This window comes from Cohnella sp. AR92 (assembly GCF_003990975.1).
In the GTDB taxonomy this organism is placed as follows: Bacteria; Bacillota; Bacilli; order Paenibacillales; family Paenibacillaceae; genus Cohnella.
Map to the genome: position 1 here is coordinate 341,624 of NZ_RZJR01000001.1, position 18,432 is coordinate 360,055.

The 18,432-nt window shown below is 59.2% G+C and carries 11 protein-coding genes; 9 read left to right on the forward strand and 2 right to left on the reverse strand.

Translation table 11 applies throughout. The annotated features are described in order from the left end of the window. Positions 1-307: 307 nt before the first annotated feature. The gene (locus ELR57_RS01610) at positions 308-3,379 is read left to right on the forward strand and encodes an SLC13 family permease (protein ID WP_126956571.1); all 3,072 of its coding nucleotides are present in this window, start codon (positions 308-310) and stop codon (positions 3,377-3,379) included. A gap of 56 nt (positions 3,380-3,435) precedes the next feature. On the opposite strand, the gene ELR57_RS01615 is transcribed toward ELR57_RS01610, so the two are convergent. Beyond that, on the reverse strand, positions 3,436-4,266 hold the full coding sequence (locus ELR57_RS01615; RefSeq protein WP_126956573.1) for a DUF6492 family protein: 831 nt from the start codon (positions 4,264-4,266) through the stop codon (positions 3,436-3,438). Between the two features lie 346 nt (positions 4,267-4,612). Here ELR57_RS01615 and ELR57_RS01620 point away from each other — a divergent pair, with 346 nt between their 5' ends. The 4 genes from ELR57_RS01620 to ald all read left to right on the forward strand — a co-directional run bounded on the left by ELR57_RS01620 (position 4,613) and on the right by ald (position 10,405). Continuing rightward, entirely contained in the window at positions 4,613-5,533 is a 921-nt protein-coding gene (locus ELR57_RS01620) for a nucleoside hydrolase (RefSeq protein ID WP_126956575.1), read from the forward strand. An 851-nt stretch (positions 5,534-6,384) separates the two neighbouring features. Continuing rightward, a complete protein-coding gene (locus ELR57_RS01625; protein ID WP_126956889.1) occupies positions 6,385-7,851 on the forward strand; it encodes a CoA-acylating methylmalonate-semialdehyde dehydrogenase in 1,467 nt (488 codons plus the stop codon). A gap of 42 nt (positions 7,852-7,893) precedes the next feature. Beyond that, positions 7,894-9,240: an aspartate aminotransferase family protein gene (locus ELR57_RS01630; protein ID WP_126956577.1), complete on the forward strand. Its 1,347-nt coding sequence runs from the start codon at positions 7,894-7,896 to the stop codon at positions 9,238-9,240. A gap of 31 nt (positions 9,241-9,271) precedes the next feature. Next, positions 9,272-10,405 (forward strand): alanine dehydrogenase, encoded by a 1,134-nt coding sequence (ald, locus tag ELR57_RS01635; protein WP_126956579.1) that lies wholly within the window; start codon positions 9,272-9,274, stop codon positions 10,403-10,405. Between the two features lie 388 nt (positions 10,406-10,793). Here the strand turns inward: ald and ELR57_RS01640 are convergent, their stop codons facing one another. Continuing rightward, complete coding sequence (locus ELR57_RS01640; RefSeq protein ID WP_238162370.1) at positions 10,794-13,115, reverse strand: PAS domain S-box protein; 2,322 nt, start codon at positions 13,113-13,115, stop codon at positions 10,794-10,796. A 247-nt stretch (positions 13,116-13,362) separates the two neighbouring features. Between ELR57_RS01640 and ELR57_RS01645 the strand changes: the two genes are divergently transcribed. The 4 genes from ELR57_RS01645 (at position 13,363) to ELR57_RS01660 (ending at position 18,430) form a co-directional block, all read left to right on the forward strand. Then, positions 13,363-14,589 (forward strand): multidrug effflux MFS transporter, encoded by a 1,227-nt coding sequence (locus ELR57_RS01645; protein WP_126956581.1) that lies wholly within the window; start codon positions 13,363-13,365, stop codon positions 14,587-14,589. Positions 14,590-14,795: 206 nt separating this feature from the next. Then, entirely contained in the window at positions 14,796-15,428 is a 633-nt protein-coding gene (locus ELR57_RS01650) for an NAD(P)-dependent oxidoreductase (RefSeq protein WP_126956583.1), read from the forward strand. A gap of 209 nt (positions 15,429-15,637) precedes the next feature. After that, positions 15,638-16,690 carry an HD-GYP domain-containing protein gene (locus ELR57_RS01655; RefSeq protein WP_126956585.1) on the forward strand — a complete coding sequence of 351 codons (1,053 nt, stop codon included), beginning with the start codon at positions 15,638-15,640 and terminating at the stop codon, positions 16,688-16,690. 30 nt (positions 16,691-16,720) lie between these two features. Next, a complete protein-coding gene (locus tag ELR57_RS01660) occupies positions 16,721-18,430 on the forward strand; it encodes a hybrid sensor histidine kinase/response regulator (RefSeq protein ID WP_158629894.1) in 1,710 nt (569 codons plus the stop codon). Positions 18,431-18,432 lie beyond the last annotated feature (2 nt).

Sequence of the window (18,432 nt, forward strand, 5' to 3'; positions counted from 1 at the left end):
TTCGGATGGGATCGAACCGAGGGGCTTTTTTCTTTTCGGGGGAGAGATAGGGAGCCTATAGTTCAGCAGACATGTTGCATTGCACCCTGTACCACGCTTCGGCTCATAGTCTCGCAATTTCGCATACTTGTTGCACTCAGTACCACGCTTTGACAGGCCGACTAATGGATACGGAAGGGCTACCCTCACCGGCGGTACTGGCCAATAGGGGCTTCTTCACTTTTTAACCTTAGATAATATCCAGATAGGTTGAACGTCCTATATAATAGAGACAATATTGCTAGAGATTGGATGAGGTTGCCGCGCCATGGATCTGAGTCGCATTGAGATGTTTAACGGGTTGTCCAAAGTCGAATTGGCGCGTATTCTCGGCATGCTGGACCGCCGGGCGGAGAAGGCAGGCGCGATTCTGTTCCGCCAAGGGGAGCTTGGCGACAGCATGTACCTGATCGAGAAGGGGCAGGTGCAGCTCTATTCGGAGACGCCGGATGGGGGGCGCCAGCCTCTCGTGCTGCTCGGCGAAGGGGTGGTCTTCGGCGAGATGGCGCTGCTTACGGGCGAGCCCCGCTCGGCGATGGCCGTTGCCGCCACGGATCTCTCGCTCTATCGAATCGACTCGGAGATTTTCCAGAAGCTGATCCGCGAGAACAGCTTGCTGTCGGCCTATTTCATTCGTCTCCTCTCGCAGAGGCTCGTTCAGACGAACGATCGGCTTCAAGCCTCCAAGGAAGCGAAAGCCCGTCTCGTTCGGGAATCGGTCGAACGGCTGCCGGAGCCGCTTCCCGAGGCGCTGTCCGCGTGCGCCATGCTCCCTTTAGTCGACGAGAGGATGCTGGAAGCCCTGTTCTCGTTCTCCTGGGAAGAGACGTCGGCGAAGCTTCGGGAACAGCTGTCCGAATTCGTACGCCATACGGCTTCGGAGGAGAACAACCTGACCGGAGAAGGACGAATCGAGCTTCATGCCTCCGTGAAGCCGATCCTGGCGGAGCGCTATATGGAGCGCCACTCGGAGAGAGAGAGGGAGCGCTGGCTGCGCCAAGCCGCGGAGTATTGGATGGAACAAGGCCGGTGGGATGCCGCGGCGGCCGTGTATGCGGAGCGGGATGACTGGGAGACGGCGCTCGATATCGCCGAGCGGAGGCTATCGGCCGCCGAAACGGAGCAGGAGGCGGTTCTAAATCGGGCCGCAAGGGGAGAAGCGCCGGGTTCGACGGCGGATACAAAGGAACGCCACAGTCGCTCCCATCGCTCAGACCGTACGGCTCACCCGGATCGCTCAGAGCGCGCAACTCACTCAGATCGTCCCGATCACGTACATCAAGCACATCGCGCAGATCGCTCAGACAGCGAAACTCACGCGGATCGCCCCGATCAGGCACATCACGTACATCACGCAGATGTCCCCGATCACGCACATCATGCAGATCGCTCGAACCGCGCCCGCCGTCCCGGTCACCCCGAACGCCCCGAACATGCGGACAGCCCGGAGCTTCCTGCCGGGAAGTCGCTTCTGGATACGGACGCGGCGCTGTCCGCCGCCGAGACCGCGGCTGCCGTCTCGGCAGCGGCGGATACGGCCGAGGCGCGGGATGCGGCGGGGTTCACGCTCTTCGACCGCTGCCCCGCGGACAAGCTGCTTGCCCGATTCCGGGTACTGGCCGCCTACCTCTCCCATTGCGCAGCGCATAAACGAGAGATCGGCGTTGCCAAACTCGAAGAGCTTCTAGAGCGCGGGGCCGCCTCTTTCCATACCGATGAAGAGAAGATTCGGCTGCTTGAGCTCGGAGCGGAATGGAGCCGGGCGCTAGGGCACAAGCAGAAGGCGCTCGTCTACCTGCAGCGGGCGGAACGGATCGCGACGCACGCCGAGCAGGCGGGGGCGGAAGACGATCTCTCCGAACGCAGCTATCGGCTGGCCGAGCAGAAGCTGCGGCAGGAGAAGTCCAAGGATCTCGCCGCGAAGGCGGGGGGCCTCTGGAAGCGGAAGGGCTGGAGCGCCGCGTTCGCCTCCTGCGCGGCGATCGGCAGCATGGCCGGCTTCCACTTCATGGCGCCGGTCGCCGGCTTGTCGCGGGATGGAATGGACTTCATCGGCATCGGCCTGGCCGCCGTCATCTTCTGGATGGTGAACGTGGTCGCCGATTACCTGGTCGCCTTGGTCATGGCGATGCTGTGGGTGCTGGAAGGTCTTCTTACTCCGGAGACCGCCTTATCCGGCTTCGCTTCGACGACCTGGCTTTACATGCTGTTCATTCTGGCGGTCGGAGCGGCCATTGCGAGGTCGGGCATTCTTTACCGGCTGTCGCTTCATGCGTTAAGGAGATTCCCGGCGAATTACCGTGGGCAGCTGTGGGGGCTCATCGCGGGAGGGATCGTCCTGAATCCGCTTATCCCGTCCTCTTCCGCCAAGGTAACGCTAGGCGTTCCGATCGCGCGAACGCTGTCCGAATCAATGGGCTTCCGCGACCGAAGCCCCGGAACGGCGGGGCTCAGCCTGGCCGCGATGGTGTTCTACGGCTTCACGGCTCCGTTTATCCTGACCGGTTCCTACACCAACGCGATGGCTTTCGGGCTCGTTCCCGGCGGCGCGAAGGCGCCAAGCTGGTTCGAATGGTTCCTCTACGCGCTTCCTGCATTCCTTGTCTTCGCATGCCTTATGCTGCTTCTGTTGAAGCGGATGTTCCGCAGCCCGGCGGCCTCCCGGCCGATCGTCAGGGAGACGGTAGACGAGCAGTTGAACCTGCTGGGCCGTTGGACGAAGGAGGAGCGCTGGACTTCGCTGACCGTCATCGGGTGCATGCTCCTTCTGATTCTTCAGCCTCTCCACGGGCTGGATAACGCATGGGTCATGCTGCTAGGCTTCGGCGTGCTGCTAATCACGGGAGCCTTGGATACGCAGACGCTCAAAACAAGCGTGGACTGGCCGTTCCTGCTTTTCATCGGAATCGCCTTCAGCTTCGCCAAGGGAGCGGAGGAGCTCGGCATCATCGATGCGATGACCTCCGTGCTGAGCTCGCGGATGGACGCGTTTCTCTCTTCGCCCGTTCTGTTCTTGGGGGCGGTCATGGTTATCTCCTTCCTTGTGACTCTTGTCGTCCGGGACGATCCGGCCGTCATCCTGCTCGTGATCGCCCTGCTTCCGCTGGCGGATCAGGCGGGCATTCACCCTTGGGTGCTGATCTTCACCATCCTGCTGGCGACGGATCCATTCTTCTTCACCTTCCAGTCGCCCACTTACCTCCTGGCGTATTATAGCGCCGAAGGGAAGTCCTTCAGCCATCGGCAGGGACAGATAGTGGCGATCGGGTATGCGGCTGCCGTCATCGTCGCCGTCCTGGCGAGCGTACCTTACTGGGAGTGGATCGGCCTGATCCGCTAGAACCGCCAAAAAGCCGAGTCGTATCTCCGCCTGAACGGGGAACGGCTCGGCTTTTCTTATTTTGAACGCTTGGAATAAGCCTTCCGCTGATGGAACGACAACGAGCGGTACTTGGCTGCATATTTCTTCAGCTCGGATGCCGTCAACGAACGATAGCTGCGATGAACGTGCTTGTTCTTGGCGGCACGGAGCAAACAGCTGCCCGGCTCGGTCGAACGCAAGTAATTCCCATACGTCTCGAACTCGGAGAAGGCGAAGGGCTTCGTCTTATCGATGCTCTTAAGAATGGCGGCATGCCACTTGGTACCGTGTTTTTTCTCGATTGTTCTTTTTAGCTGGGACAGTTTTCTCTTATTGAAGAGCATGTAGTGGGTGACGAAGGAGGAGGGGGCGGAGGCTTTGCGGCCAAGCAGCTTCTTGTAGGTTCGGAAGTATTCCGGCTGGCTCCAATTGCGCGTGTAGAAAATCGTGCGGCCGCCCTTCAGGAACCGGTGAGGACGAATGAGCACCGTATCGGCGTCAACGGTCAGGAAGTAAGCCTTCTTGCCGATCGTGTCCCCGCTGAACTTCAGCAGCTGCTGGTACAGCCAGCCGGAACGTTCGAACGTTCTCGTGCTGTAGTTAATCTTGCTTTTCCTCAGCTCCAGCACCGAATTCTCGTTCAGGAACGTGCAGTTCATGCTTTTGGCAAGCTTCCGGATTTTCTGGCTGTCGGGAGAGACGATGTAGATTCTGCCGATCGGATGAGAGACATGCTCGCGGATGCTTCTAATCACATGGGGCAAGGTGGCAAGGTCCTTCTCGATCGCGGGAATCAGCACATCGATCGGGACGGACGAACGCGCCTGGCCGGCCCCGCTCTCTGGCTGGGTGCTTGTCTCTGGCATGCCGGAATCACTCTCTCCTTGGATTGGTGTACAGATGGCTTATCCTATGTGGCATCCGCATGGAAGGTGAGAGGAAAGGGCAGGGTACCTAGGAAAAGCAAAGGGGGAGACGGTTGGATCCGAAGGAGTCGAGCAAGAACGGCAATGCGGAGCGGGTTACGAAAAGCGGCTTCATCCTCTACTGCTTGCCGAGATCGCGATCGGCTTTGGCGAAGCATTTTCCTTTATTTGACGGGGCTTCAGAAGGTATGACGCGAAAGCCGGGCAATTTCTTGGCGGAATTCGCTCGAAATATGGTATGTTAGGAAAAGCATAGACCCTATACGAAACAGGGAGGAATCTCGCTTTGACTGCCAGACCGATTATTCTAGACGTAGACACGGGCGTGGACGACGCGCTCGCGATCGCTTACGCCGTTCGATCCCCGGAGATAGAAGTGCTTGGACTCACGACGAACTTCGGCAACATCACCGTCGAAGAAGCTGCCCGCAATTCGCTGATCGTCCTCGAGAAGCTAGGCCGCGCGGATGTGCCGGTCTACCAAGGCTCGGCTCAACCTCTCAGCCGGACGAAGGACGAGTATCCCCGCCATATCCATGGAGAACACGGGCTCGGGGGCGCGCCTTTGTCCAAGCCTTCCGCGAGCAAAGAGGAGAAGAACGCCGTGGACTTCATCATCGAGCAGGTTCGCCGCCTCAAGAAAGAGCTGACGTTGGTGTTCGTCGGACCGCTCACCAATCTGGCGCATGCCGTTCAGAAGGACCCCGAGATCGCCGACTTGGTCGGCCGGGTCGTCATCATGGGCGGAGCCGCAAGGCACCGGGGCAACGTGTCGGCCTACGCGGAAGCCAACATCCATAGCGATCCCGAAGCGGCGGACGTCGTGTTCCGCTCCGGACTGCCGATCACGATGGTCGGCTTGGACGTCACGATGAAGACGCTGCTGCCGATGTCGCAGATGCCGGTATGGCGAGAAAAGGATGCTTCGCTGGGCGGCTTCTTCGCCGACATGACGGAGTTCTATATTCGCTTCTACGAATCGGCCTATCCGGGCATCGGCGGCTGCGGCCTGCATGACCCGCTCGCGATCGGCGCTGTCGTAAAGCCGGAGCTGCTGGAGACCGAGCCGATGCATCTGGTCGTCGAGCTCGCCGGCGAGGAGCTGGCAAGAACGCGCGAAGTGCCCGGCGAGAAGCCGAACATCGACGTCTGCGTGAAAGTCGACGCGGATGGCTTCTTGAAGCACTTCCTTGGACGCGTGATCTAAGCGGCCATGGGATAGAAACAGAACCGAGGGGGACTCGGTTCTGTTTTTTTTGGTCTTGTTCGAGACTAACTCTGCCGCTGGAGCGCCGCGATACGCAGAGATAGTCTCAGATGAGACTAACTCCGCCTCCGGATTGCCGCGATGCGCCGAGATAGTCACCGATGAGACTAACTCCGCCTCCGGAGTACCGTGATGCGCCGAGATAGTCACCGATGAGACTAACTCCGCCTCCGGAGTACCGTGATGCGCCGAAATAGTCTCCGATGAGACTAACTCCGCCTCCGGAGTGCCGTGATGCGCCGAAATAGTCTCCGATGAGACTAACTCCGCCTCCGGAGTGCCGCGACGCGCCAAGATAGTCTCAGATGAGACTAACTCCGCCTCCGGAGTGCCACGACCTATCGAGATAATGCCGTACGACACGATCTCCCGCCACGAAGTGCCCATCGCAGCTCGAGATAATGCCGTACGACACGATCTCCCGCCACGAAGTCCCCGTCGCCGCTCGAGATCGTGCCGTACGACACGATCTCCTCCCACACTTCTTCTCCTCCACACCATCTCCCCGCCGCACTCGTTCTCTTCCCCACCGTCTACCGTCGCACGCCCTCTCTTTCACCACCGTCTCCCTTTCCTCCCGTACGCACTCTCCTCCCATACGCCCTCTCCTCTCGCATGCCGCACCCCTCCAGATGTTATGTAATCTACCCTCTGGATTGTCTGTACGTCTGAGACGGCTACTTTTTTAACGTATTGTCTAAATGAAGAGGGGGAAGCCAGTGATATAATTGTCATCAAATTTAACATTAACGGGTCGATGACTCTTAAGGAGATGAGCACTCCCGATGACGATATCCTCGCCTGATGAGACGATCGCGCACGTGCGCAACTATGTGAACGGAGTGTGGGCGGAGTCCTCCGCCGAGACCTATGAGGACGTACCGAACCCGGCGACGGGCGAGCTGCTGGCGCGGGTGCCGCTCTCGACAAGAGCGGACGTGGATGCGGCGGTGGCGGCTGCGAAGGCGGCGTTCCCCGAATGGAGCAAGACGGCGGTGCCGAGACGGGCGCGGATTCTGTTCCGCTACCAGCAGCTGCTGGTCGAACATTGGGAGGAGCTTGCGCGCATCGTGACGACGGAGAACGGCAAAAGCTACTCCGAAGCGTACGGCGAGGTGCAGCGGGGAATCGAATGCGTCGAATTCGCGGCAGGAGCTCCTACCCTTATGATGGGAAGCCAGCTTCCCGACATCGCGACGGGCATCGAATCGGGCATGTACCGCTATCCTCTCGGGGTCGTCGGCGGCATCGCTCCGTTTAATTTTCCGATGATGGTTCCCTGCTGGATGTTCCCGCTGGCCATCGCATGCGGCAATACGTTCGTGCTGAAGCCGTCGGAGCGCACCCCGATCCTGGCGGGCAGGCTGGCGGAGCTGTTCGCGGAAGCGGGCTTGCCCGCGGGCGTGCTGAACGTCGTCAACGGGTCGAAGGATGTGGTGAACGGCCTTCTGGAGAACCCGGACGTGAAGGCGATCTCGTTCGTGGGCTCGCAGCCGGTGGCGGAATATATCTATAAGACGGCCGCGGCGAACGGCAAGAGGGTCCAGGCGCTGGCGGGAGCGAAGAACCACTCGATCGTCATGCCGGACGCCGATCTCGACAACGCGGTGACCAACATCACGGCGGCGGCTTTCGGTTCCGCGGGCGAACGATGCATGGCGGCTTCCGTCGTCGTAGCGGTCGGGGACATCGCCGACGAGCTGGTGGATCGGCTCGTGAAGGCGGCAGACGAGATCAAGATCGGCAACGGAATGGAGGAGGGAGTGTTCCTCGGTCCGGTCATTCGGGAGGAGAACCGAACCCGAACCATCGGCTATATCGAGATCGGGGAGACGGAGGGCGCCGAGCTCGTTCGGGACGGACGCAAGGACGCCGAGACCTCCTCTGCCAACGGTTACTTCGTCGGGCCTACCATTTTCGACAACGTACGGCCCGGGATGAGAATCTGGAAGGACGAGATATTCGCCCCGGTGCTCTCCATCGTGAGAGCCCGCGACCTGAAGGAAGCGATCGCCGTCGCGAACGAGTCCGAATTCGCCAACGGCGCCTGCCTGTACACGGACAGCGCCAAAGCGGTCCGCCAATTCCGCGACGAGATCGACGCCGGGATGCTGGGCATCAACCTGGGCGTGCCCGCTCCGATGGCCTTTTTCCCCTTCTCGGGCTACAAGAAGTCGTTCTACGGGGATCTGCACGCGAACGGCAAGGACGGAGTCGAATTCTACACCCGGAAGAAGATGCTTACCGCCCGTTATTAAATGCGGGGCTTAAATCGATAGGTTGAGAAGGAGAGGGATATCATGATAACGGAGAACGAGAACCTCGTGGCGAAGGATCGGCAATATTTGTGGCACGCGATGACTCCTTACAACAAGCAGAATCCTCCTATGATTATCGCGGAGGGCAAAGGCTCGTGGATCACGGACACGTCGGGCAATCGCTACTTGGACGGAATGTCCTCTCTGTGGTGCGTGAACATCGGCTATGGGCGGGAGGAGATGGCGAAGGCTGCGTATGACCAGCTCGTGGAGCTCAGCTTCGCCTCCATGCTGCAGAGCCACAAGCCGGCGATCCGCTTGGCGGAGAAGCTGAACGAATGGCTGGGAGACGATTACGTCATCTTCTTCTCCAACAGCGGCTCGGACGCGAACGAAGTGGCCTTCAAGATCGCCCGTCAATATCATGAACAGAGCGGGCAAGGCAACCGCTACAAGATCGTCTCCCGCTACCGGGCTTATCACGGCAACTCGATGGGCGCCCTGTCCGCCACCGGCCAATCGCAGCGCAAGTATAAATACGAGCCGCTGAGCGCAGGCTTCCTGCATGTGCAGCCTCCCTACAGCTACCGCCGTCCGGAGGGCATGAGCGTCGAGCAGTTCAATCTCCTCTGCGCCAAGCAGCTGGAAGAGACGATCGTCTGGGAAGGCAAGGATACGATCGCGGCCGTCATCATGGAGCCGGCCATTACCGGCGGGGGAGTCATCGTCCCCCACCAGGTATACATGGACGAGGTGCAGCGCATCTGCAACAAGCACGGCGTGCTTCTGATCATCGACGAGGTCATCTGCGGCTTCGGCCGTTCGGGACGCAAGTTCGGCCATATGAACTTCGGTCTCAAGCCGGACATCGTCACGATGGCCAAAGGGCTGACCAGCGCCTATCTGCCGCTGTCGGCGACGGCCGTCCGCAAAGATATCTATGAGGCCTTCAAGGGCAAAGAGGATTACAGCCACTTCCGGCATGTGAACACCTTCGGCGGCAATCCCGCTTCCTGCGCGGTCGCGCTGAAGAACCTGGAGATCCTCGAGCGCGAAGGGCTCGTGGAGCGCTCCCGAGAGCTTGGGGAGAGACTGGCCGAAGGCGCGAAGGAGCTGCTTAAGCATCCGAACGTCGGGGAGCTTCGCAGCTTCGGCTTTATTCTCGGTATCGAGCTCGTGAAGGATCAGATCACGAAGGAGCCTCTGCCGCTTCCCGAAGTCGTGAAATTCATCTCCGCCTGCAAGGCCAAGGGGCTGATCATCAGCAAGAACGGAGACACCGTGGACGGCTTCAACAATGTCTTGACGATCGCGCCTCCGCTGTCCTCGACGGATGACGATCTGGCCTTTATCGTCAACACGCTTAGAGAAGTGTTCCTAGGGTCGTAGAAGGGAAAAGCAAGGAATAGGAGGGGGAGCCATGCTCATCGGAGTTCCCAAGGAGATTAAGAACAACGAGAACCGTGTAGGGATGACGCCGGGAGCGGTCGTATCCTATCACAAGGCCGGACACCGGGTGCTGGTGGAGACGAATGCCGGAGCCGGCATCGGCTTCACCGACCAGGACTACCGGGATGCCGGAGCCGAGGTCGTCGAGACGGCGAAGGAAGCATGGGCGGCCGAGATGGTCGTCAAAGTGAAGGAACCTCTGCCGGAGGAATACGATTTCTTCCGCGAGGGCCTGATTCTCTACACGTATCTTCACCTCGCGCCCGAAGCGGAGCTGACGAGGGCGCTCGTCGAGCGCAAAGTGACCGCGATCGCCTACGAGACGATTCAGCTCGACAACGGCAGCCTGCCGCTGCTCACGCCGATGAGCGAAGTGGCGGGACGCATGTCCATTCAGATCGGCGCTCATTTTCTCGAGAAGTCCCATGGGGGCAAAGGGGTGCTGATGAGCGGGGTGCCCGGCGTCGCGCCGGCGAAGGTCGCCGTCGTCGGCGGCGGCATCGTCGGCACGAATGCGGCCCGGATCGCTCTGGGCCTCGGCGCGGACGTCAGCATCCTCGACATCAACGCCGACCGGCTGCGCCAGCTTGACGACCTGTTCCAAGGACGCGTCAAGACGCTGATGTCGAATCCGCACAACATCGCCGAGGCGGTGAAGGCGGCGGACTTGGTCGTCGGCGCGGTGCTGATTCCCGGCGCGCGGGCCCCGCGCCTCGTGACGGAGGAGATGGTGCGCGGCATGTCGCCGGGCTCGGTGATCGTCGATGTCGCCATCGATCAGGGAGGCTCGATCGAGACGATCGACCGGATTACGACCCACGATCAGCCGACCTACGTGAAGCACGGCGTCGTCCATTACGCCGTCGCGAACATGCCGGGAGCGGTCGCTCGCACGTCGACGATCGCGCTGACGAACGTCACGACTCCCTATGGGCTGCAGATTGCCTCCAAAGGCTATCGCCAAGCCGCATTGGACAACCAGGCGCTTGCCCGGGGGATCAACGCCGCGGAAGGCAAGGTTACCTTCCAAGCGGTGGCGGAAGCGCATGGATACGAGCATACGAACGTGCGGGAGGTGCTGAAGGGCTCGACGATTTCGGCATAGCGACTAGGAAAATCAAGAAAATAGCGGCATCAGGGAGACTATCCCTGTGCCGCCTTCTAATTCTAAGGGAAACAGGAGCCCTTATTTTCCCCAAAATCGGCCCTTCGAAAACCTAACGGAACCAGAGGCCCTTATATTATAGAAAACAGCCCATTTTGGCGATAATCCCCTGTTTAAGCGTCTCTTATTTCCGTTACATCTGGAAGACAGGATTTTGATGCCGCTAAAGGTCGCTCATTTCCGTTAGCGCCACCCTCCGCCAGCTACCCCGATCGCGACGCTGTCCCCGAACCCGACCGCGCCCTCGTTCCTAAGCTTTGCCAATCCTACCCGGCCTGATCGCTACAGGACAACGCCTGCATTTTGCCCATTTGCCGCGCCAACTCGCTTACGCAATGGTAGGAGAGGGCGAACCGTTCCCCGGCCCAAGCACGATGGATGTATGGGATGCGGGAAGGTTCACCTCGGCGACGGTTCCTTGGCCGAGCTTGCTCGTGAACTTCAGGCTGCCTTTGTGCGTGGCGATGATCTGCTGGCTGACCATGAGGCCGAGTCCGTTGCCGGTCGGCTTGGTCGAATAGAACGGCTCGCCGAGCCGGCTCAGAGCCTCCTCCGGAATTCCCTCTCCTTGGTCGATGACGCGAATGCTGACCCCTTGATGATCCGGAGCCTCCATTGCTTCGATAAGCAGGGCGCCTCCGTCCGGCATCGACTCCATCGCGTTCTTGATCAGGTTAAGGAATACCTGCTTCAATTGGTTCGGTTCGCCGCGCACGACCGGCAGCTCGTTCGGGCAAAGCAGCTGGAGCTCGATATTGTTCTGCTTGGCCTGCGAGTCGAGCATCGTCGCGATATCCTGCAGGATGTCCTTCACGGACGCCTCCTGGAAGCGGACCGGCTGCGGCTTGGAGAAAATCAGAAGCTCCCCGACGATATGGTTGATGCGGTCTAACTCCGACAGCATGATCTCCAAGTAGGTCGGTTGAAGCGATCCTTGCTTCTTCTGCAGCTGGACGAATCCCCTCAGCGTCGTCAGCGGGTTGCGAATCTCGTGCGCGAAGCCGGCCGCCATCTGCCCCACCACCGCCAGCTTCTCGGATTGCCGCAGCATCTCCTCGGTTTTTTTTCGCTCGGTGATATTGCGGGTAATCGTCGCCACAGCGACGATCCGATCCTCTTCGTCGCGAATGGGCGATACGGTCAAGCTGACGTCCAGAAGCGTCCCGTTCTTATCGCAGCGCACGGTCTCGATTCCGGTGACGGCGCCGCCGCGAACCACGATCTCCCAGACCTTCCGGTACTCCTGGGCATGCTCCTCGGGGACGTTCGCCAGCCGCTTGCCGATGATCTCGCTCTCGGCCCAACCGTAGAGGGTCTCGAACGCTTTGTTCATCTGGGTGATATTGCCCTCCAGATCGGACAGATGAATGGCATCGGAGGTATGGTTCACGAACGATTCCAGGTACTGCTTCGTGCTGCGAAGCTCTTCGGCCGTCTCTTCCAGCCTGGAGGTATAATGCTCCAGATTGTCGCCCATGGCGTTGATTCGGGTGGAAAGCCTACCCAGCTCGTCCATCTTCCGGACTTCTAGCCGACTGTCAAGGCGCCCTCTGGCCATCTCGTTGACCGTCTCCAGGATTCGGTTGATCGGCATCAGCAGGACTCCGGCCAGGAAGTAGCTGATCAACAGGGCGGCAGCCGCGAGGATGAGCGAGATCACGATCTGAACGATAAGCTGGTGGCTTAGGGCCTGATGGATGGCTTCCCCGTCCGAGACGATGCCGACGACATAATGATTGGCGACGTCGAGCGGTATAAAGGTTTTGATCAACCGCGCTCCGTTAGCGTTCTCCTTGACGGTCACGATCTCCTGCGATTCGGATGCCTGAAGAATGTGCCCGGCATCCTTCTCCGATGGATAAGAATAGGATCCGAACACGACATCCCGAACGTCGAGATTGTAGACCGGATTGCCCTTCTTGTACTTGATAATCTTCTCTTTGCCGAAGAACCGGGGGTCGAAGCCGGAGATGTCGAGGACATCCGAATTGTCCCGGACGATCTTCTGGATAACGGCATCCGTGCCGGCGGATTGTTGAAAATCAAGAAACGGCTTGGCGTTGATGAGCGGGTTGATGATGTAATTGGTCGTGCCGTCGTAATAGTAGCCCCACTTGTTTATGCGATTCGGATTGGTGGTCGAGAAGTTGATCGGCCCGGTCCAGTAATTTTCCATCTTCTCGCCTTCGGGGATCGTAACGGCATGGTCGTCGAACAGTTGGTTAAAAGCGGTGAACCAATAGTCCCAAGTCCTGGAGCTCTGGCCGATCTCCTTCGGATCGGAGGAACGGGCGACAACGATATCGCCGTCCGGCTTGCGAACCCAGAGGGTCAGGTGCTGGACGCCCAGGTCCTTGGCCAAGGGAACGAGCTCCTCGTTAGTCACGTTGGCGATATCGGGATCCAGTCTCTCCTTGGCCGCAAGCGCGGCAATCCGAAGCATGACGCCGGCAGTATCCTCCATCGCTTTGCGGGAGGTCTGAGTGGCCTCCACGGTGAAGCCGATCTGCTTGGCGATAATGCTCATCTGATTCTCTGTTCGGTGCTCCAAGTCGTTCTTAGACGAATAATAATAAATCGATATATTCATGATCAGAATGATTGCAACTAGCGCCGTTATGAAGGCGGAGATCTTGGCTTTGATGGTCAACGGTGTAGGCCTCCGGTCATGTCAGGTGTCATCCTAATTAGACAACGGAGATGTACACCTGTCAATTAGAAGGTTTTACGAATGTGACTGGAATTGGAAGATTGCCGAATAAACTTATCGCCGCAGAAAAACCAATCAATCTCGCCTCCGAATTCGATGAGGAAGCCATGCCCGATTGACGATCCTCCCTCTCGTTACTATAATGGCTCAGGCTGGGCAAGAGTCATTACAGGAAGGACTGGACATCATGAATCGGCTACAATCGGCAAGCGCAGCGCCTTCCCGCAGCAGAGCGGGCATCGCCGTTATTCTGGGCATTTTGTCGGCTTTCGGGCCGTTTTCTCTCGATTTATACTTGCCGGGCTTGCCCTCCGTCGCGGAGGATCTTCGGACGAACGCATCCATGGCGCAGCTAAGCCTGACGGCCTGCCTGATCGGCTTGGCGTTCGGGCAGCTGCTAGCGGGCCCTTTAAGCGACGTAAGAGGGCGAAGGATTCCGTTATTGGTCGGTCTTGCCTTGTATACCGTCGTATCGTTTCTATGCCTGTTTACCCCGTCTATCGGGCTGTTCTTGGCGCTTCGTTTCCTTCAGGGACTGGCGGGATCCGCCGGAATCGTCATCTCCAGGGCGATGGCGCGCGATCTTTATTCCGGAACGGAATTGACGAAGTTCTATTCGCTGCTCATGCTCGTGAACGGGCTAGCTCCGATCGCGGCTCCGATCGCGGGCGGCCAGCTGCTCCACGTTACCGATTGGCGCGGCGTGTTCTTCGTGCTCGCGCTCATCGGGGGAGCGACGCTGCTCGCTGTCCTGCTGGCGCTGCCGGAATCACTTCCGAAGCGGATGCGTTCGGTTGGCGGCCTTCGGACAACGCTCCGCTCTTTCGGCCGAATCGGCCGGAACCGGGATTTCGTCGGATACGCGATGTCGCAAGGACTCGCCATGGCGGGGATGTTCGCCTACATCGCGGGCTCTCCCTTCGTCCTGCAGGATATCTATGGAGTGTCGCCGCAGACGTTCAGCGTCATCTTCGCCGTGAACGGCTTCGGCATCATTCTCGGCAGCCAATTGGCCGGCCGGCTTGCCGGCAAAGTCAACGACAGAAGCACGCTGCTGCTCGGCCTGTCGCTGGCGGCAGCGGCGGGTGTCGCCCTGCTTGCCGCGGTTCTGTGCAAGGCGGGATTATGGGCGATCCTGCCTGCGCTCTTCATCGTCGTGTCGAGCGTCGGTCTGATCAGCACCTCGTCATTCTCGCTGGCGATGCGCGATCAAGGGGAGTCGGCGGGAAGCGCTTCGGCGCTGCTCGGGGTGCTGTCCTTTATCTTCGGAGGAATCGTCTCGCCTCTGGTCGGCCTTGGCGGCAGCGACAACGCCATTCCCATGGGGATCGTGATTGCGTCGGCGGATGTGCTTGCGCTTGCGTTCTTTTTCCTTCTGGCGGGTAAAAAATCCTCGGCGCCAGGCGGGCGTTAAAAGTCGCATCAGTGGTAAAAATCGCATCAATCGTAAGAATAGCCGTTTTCGAGGCCTGAATAGGCTTCGGAGAACGGCTTTTCTGTGCTTATAGCGGAGCTGCCGGCAGGGCAAGCTAGCGAAACGGATTGACAAAGCGATTAAATGTAACTATGATGGTTACAGGTTAACGAATGAAATCAATCATAGAATCGGAGGAAGCATAGATGGCTAAAATCGGCGTAATCGGTGCAAACGGAAGAGCGGGAAGCAATATCGTGAAGGAAGCCGCCAGCCGCGGACATGACGTGACGGCTATCGTCCGGGAGGCCTCCAAGGCTCCGGCGGAAGCCAAGGGAGTTCTGGCGAAGGAATTGTTCCAGTTGACGGCGGAGGACGTGAACGCATTCGACGTGCTGGTCAACGCGGTAGGCTTCTTCGAGAAGACGGAGCTGAACGTATCCGGCGGCAAGCACCTGATCGACATCCTTAAAGGAAGCGGCACCCGGTTGATCGTGGTCGGCGGGGCGGGCAGCTTGTATGTCGATCCGGAAGAGAAGGTACAATTGTTCACCACCGAAGGATTCCCCGAGATGTTCCGCCCGCTCGCGTTGAGCCAAGGGCAGAACCTTGCCGATCTCCAAGCGTCGAACGGCGTGAAGTGGACCTTCGTCAGCCCGTCCGCGGAGTTCGCGTTGGGACGGAGAACGGGCTCCTATCAGAAAGGCGGCAACCGCCTGCTGACGAACTCGAAGGGCGACAGCTATGTCAGCTACGAAGACTACGCCATCGCCATCGTCGACGAGATCGAGAAGCCGGAGCACGTGAACGAACGCTTCACGGTCGTGTCCGAGCGCTAAGCTTGGAATCGAGAATAAAGGCAGTTCCGACGGTCTGGAGCAGACCGCCGGAACTGCCTTTTTCGTCGTGCTGCGCCCTCTCTTATTCGACTAGTATTCGACAATAACCGCTAACTCTCTACACGACTTAACAAAAAATGGATTCATTTGCCCTTTCCGATCGCTTATAATCATTCCTATACAGGATTATTATGGAATGGGGCTTCAGCATGGATCGACAGTGGAGATCAAGCGCCAAGTTTCTGATCGTGGACGATCAAGAATACAATATCGGATTGCTCGACCGGATTTTGCGGCGTGCCGGATATGAGAACCTTCACGGCACGACGGAACCGGCCCGAGCGCTGGAACTGTTCCAAGAGCTGCGGCCGGATATCGTACTCTTGGACCTTCACATGCCGGAGATCGACGGCTTCACGCTGCTCAAGCAGCTTGGCGAACGGATCGGCCAGCGGGAGTTTCTGCCTATCGTGGTATTGACCGCGGATGTGACCCCCGAAGCGCGGACGGAAGCTCTTAACCTTGGAGCCAACGATTTTCTAACGAAGCCTCTCGACAAGCTGGAGGTTGTCCTTCGCATCAATAATTTGATCAAGACGAGGTTCTATCATCTTCAGCTGCAGAGCCAGAATCAGCTTCTGGAGGAACGGATCTACGAGCGCACGGTGGAGCTCGAGCAGGCGAAGCACGAGATCCTGCAGCTGCTCGCCCGAACGTCCGAGTACCGGGACGACGAGACGGGCCAGCATACGCAGCGCGTGGGACGGCTCGCGTTCGAGATCGCGGTGGAGCTGGGGCTTCCCGAGGAAGACGCTAAGCTCATCCGGCAGGCGACTCCTCTGCACGATATCGGCAAGATCGGCATTCCGGACAGCATCCTGCTGAAGCCGGGGCGATTTACGCCGGAGGAGATGGAACAGATGAAGAGGCATACCGTGATCGGGGCCAGCATTCTGGAGGGAAGCGTCTTCCCGGCCTTGCAGCTAGCGGGTACGATAGCGGCGACTCACCATGAGAAGTGGAACGGCTTGGGCTACCCGCATGGGCTGAAGCAAGAACAGATTCCGCTGTCGGGAAGGATCGTCGCTCTGGCGGACTTCTATGATGCGCTGACGAACGAGAGGCCTTACAAGAGGGCATGGACCCATGAGGAAGCGCTGGCGGAGATCGAGGTTCAGAGAGGCGAACATTTCGATCCGGAGGTCGTCGAGGCTTTCGTCCGAGTCGTGCGGCGGAAGGAACGGGACGGGCGCCGGGATTAAACAGACTTGAACATGGAGGCGAGAAGCCGGATGGAGAGCGAACTTTCGGTACTGCGGCGGGAGCTGGAGCAAGAGAGAAGCGCGCGCTTGCGGGCCGAGAGCCAGGCGGAGAAGCTGGCATCGGAGAACGAGAGGCTGAGCCGCGAGCTCGGGCTCTTGAACGGACGGTTGGAGGCGCTTGTCGGCGAGCGTACCGCGGAGCTGGAGAGGGCTCGGGACGAAGCCGTGGACGCCAATCGGACGAAGAGCCAATTCCTGGCCAGCATGAGCCACGAGCTGCGCACGCCGCTTAACGCCATCATCGGATATAGCGAGATGCTGCGGGAAGAAGCGGAGGAAGCGGACGTCCCCGGCCTAGCGGACGATCTGGGGAAGATCCATCAAGCCGGCCGCCACCTGCTTACGCTCATTAACGACATCCTGGACCTGTCCAAGATCGAAGCGGGCAAAATGGACCTGTACCTGGAGGCCTGCGACATTCCGCAGATGATCGGCGAGGTGGTCGCGACGGTTCGCCCTCTGCTGGAGCAGCGAGGCAACCGGATCGAGGTCGAGGCGGATCCCGGAGAGATGCGCACGGACGTGACGAAGCTCAGGCAGATTCTATTCAACCTGCTGAGCAACGCTTGCAAGTTTACTAACGAAGGCAATATCCTTCTAACCGCTTCCTTCGAGGAGGAACGAGGCAAGCCCGGGATCCGATTCCGCGTGAAGGATACGGGAATCGGCATGACGGACGAGCAGCTCGGCAATCTGTTCCAGGCGTTCAGGCAGGCGGACTCGTCCACGACGAAGAAGTACGGAGGTACGGGGCTGGGACTGGCGATAAGCCAGAAGCTGTGCCATATGCTCGGCGGGCGCATCGAAGCCGCCAGCGAGTTCGGGCAAGGCAGCGAATTCACGGTTCGTTTGCCTCTGCTGCAGGAGCCGGAAGAGAGAAAGCCCGCGTTCCCGGAGAACCAGGCGATTCATCCGGAAGCGGGAGAAACGGTGCTCGTCATCGACGACGATCCGTCGATGCTTCATCTGATGCAGAGATTGCTGAGCAAGGAAGGCTGCTCGGTGGCGCTGGCACGCAATGGCCAAGAGGGCGTTCGTTTGGCGAGAGAGTTGCAGCCGAAGCTGATCTCCCTGGACGTGCTGATGCCGGGCATGGATGGCTGGAGCGTGCTGTCGGAGCTGAAGAACGATCCGCTGACCGCGTCGATTCCGGTTATCATGGTCTCCATGACGGACGATAAGAGCTTGGGCTTCGCGCTGGGAGCATCGGAATTTCTGACGAAGCCGGTGTACAAGGAGAGAATGATCGCCGTGCTGGACAAGCATGTTCCGAGAAGACACGCGGATCCGATCCTTGTCGTCGAGGATGATGCGGTGACCGGCCAGATGATGACGGCGATGCTGGAGCGCGAGGGTTATCGCGCCCATCGGGCCGAGGACGGCCGCCAGGCTCTTGAGCAGTTGGATAAACTGAAGCCCAAGCTCATTCTGCTGGACCTCATGATGCCGAATATGGACGGCTTCGGATTCGCGAAGGAGCTTCGAGACCGCAGAGAAGGCCGGAATCTGCCGATCATCGTGCTGACCGCCAAGGATATCGAAGAAGAGGACAGGCAGCGATTGAACGGTTACGTGGAGAGAATCATCCAGAAAGGCAGCTCCCGCAGGGAACTGCTGCTGGAAGAGATTCGCCGGCTGATGAGTGCCGAAGCGCAGATCGAGCCAACCGGAGGAGCATAGAA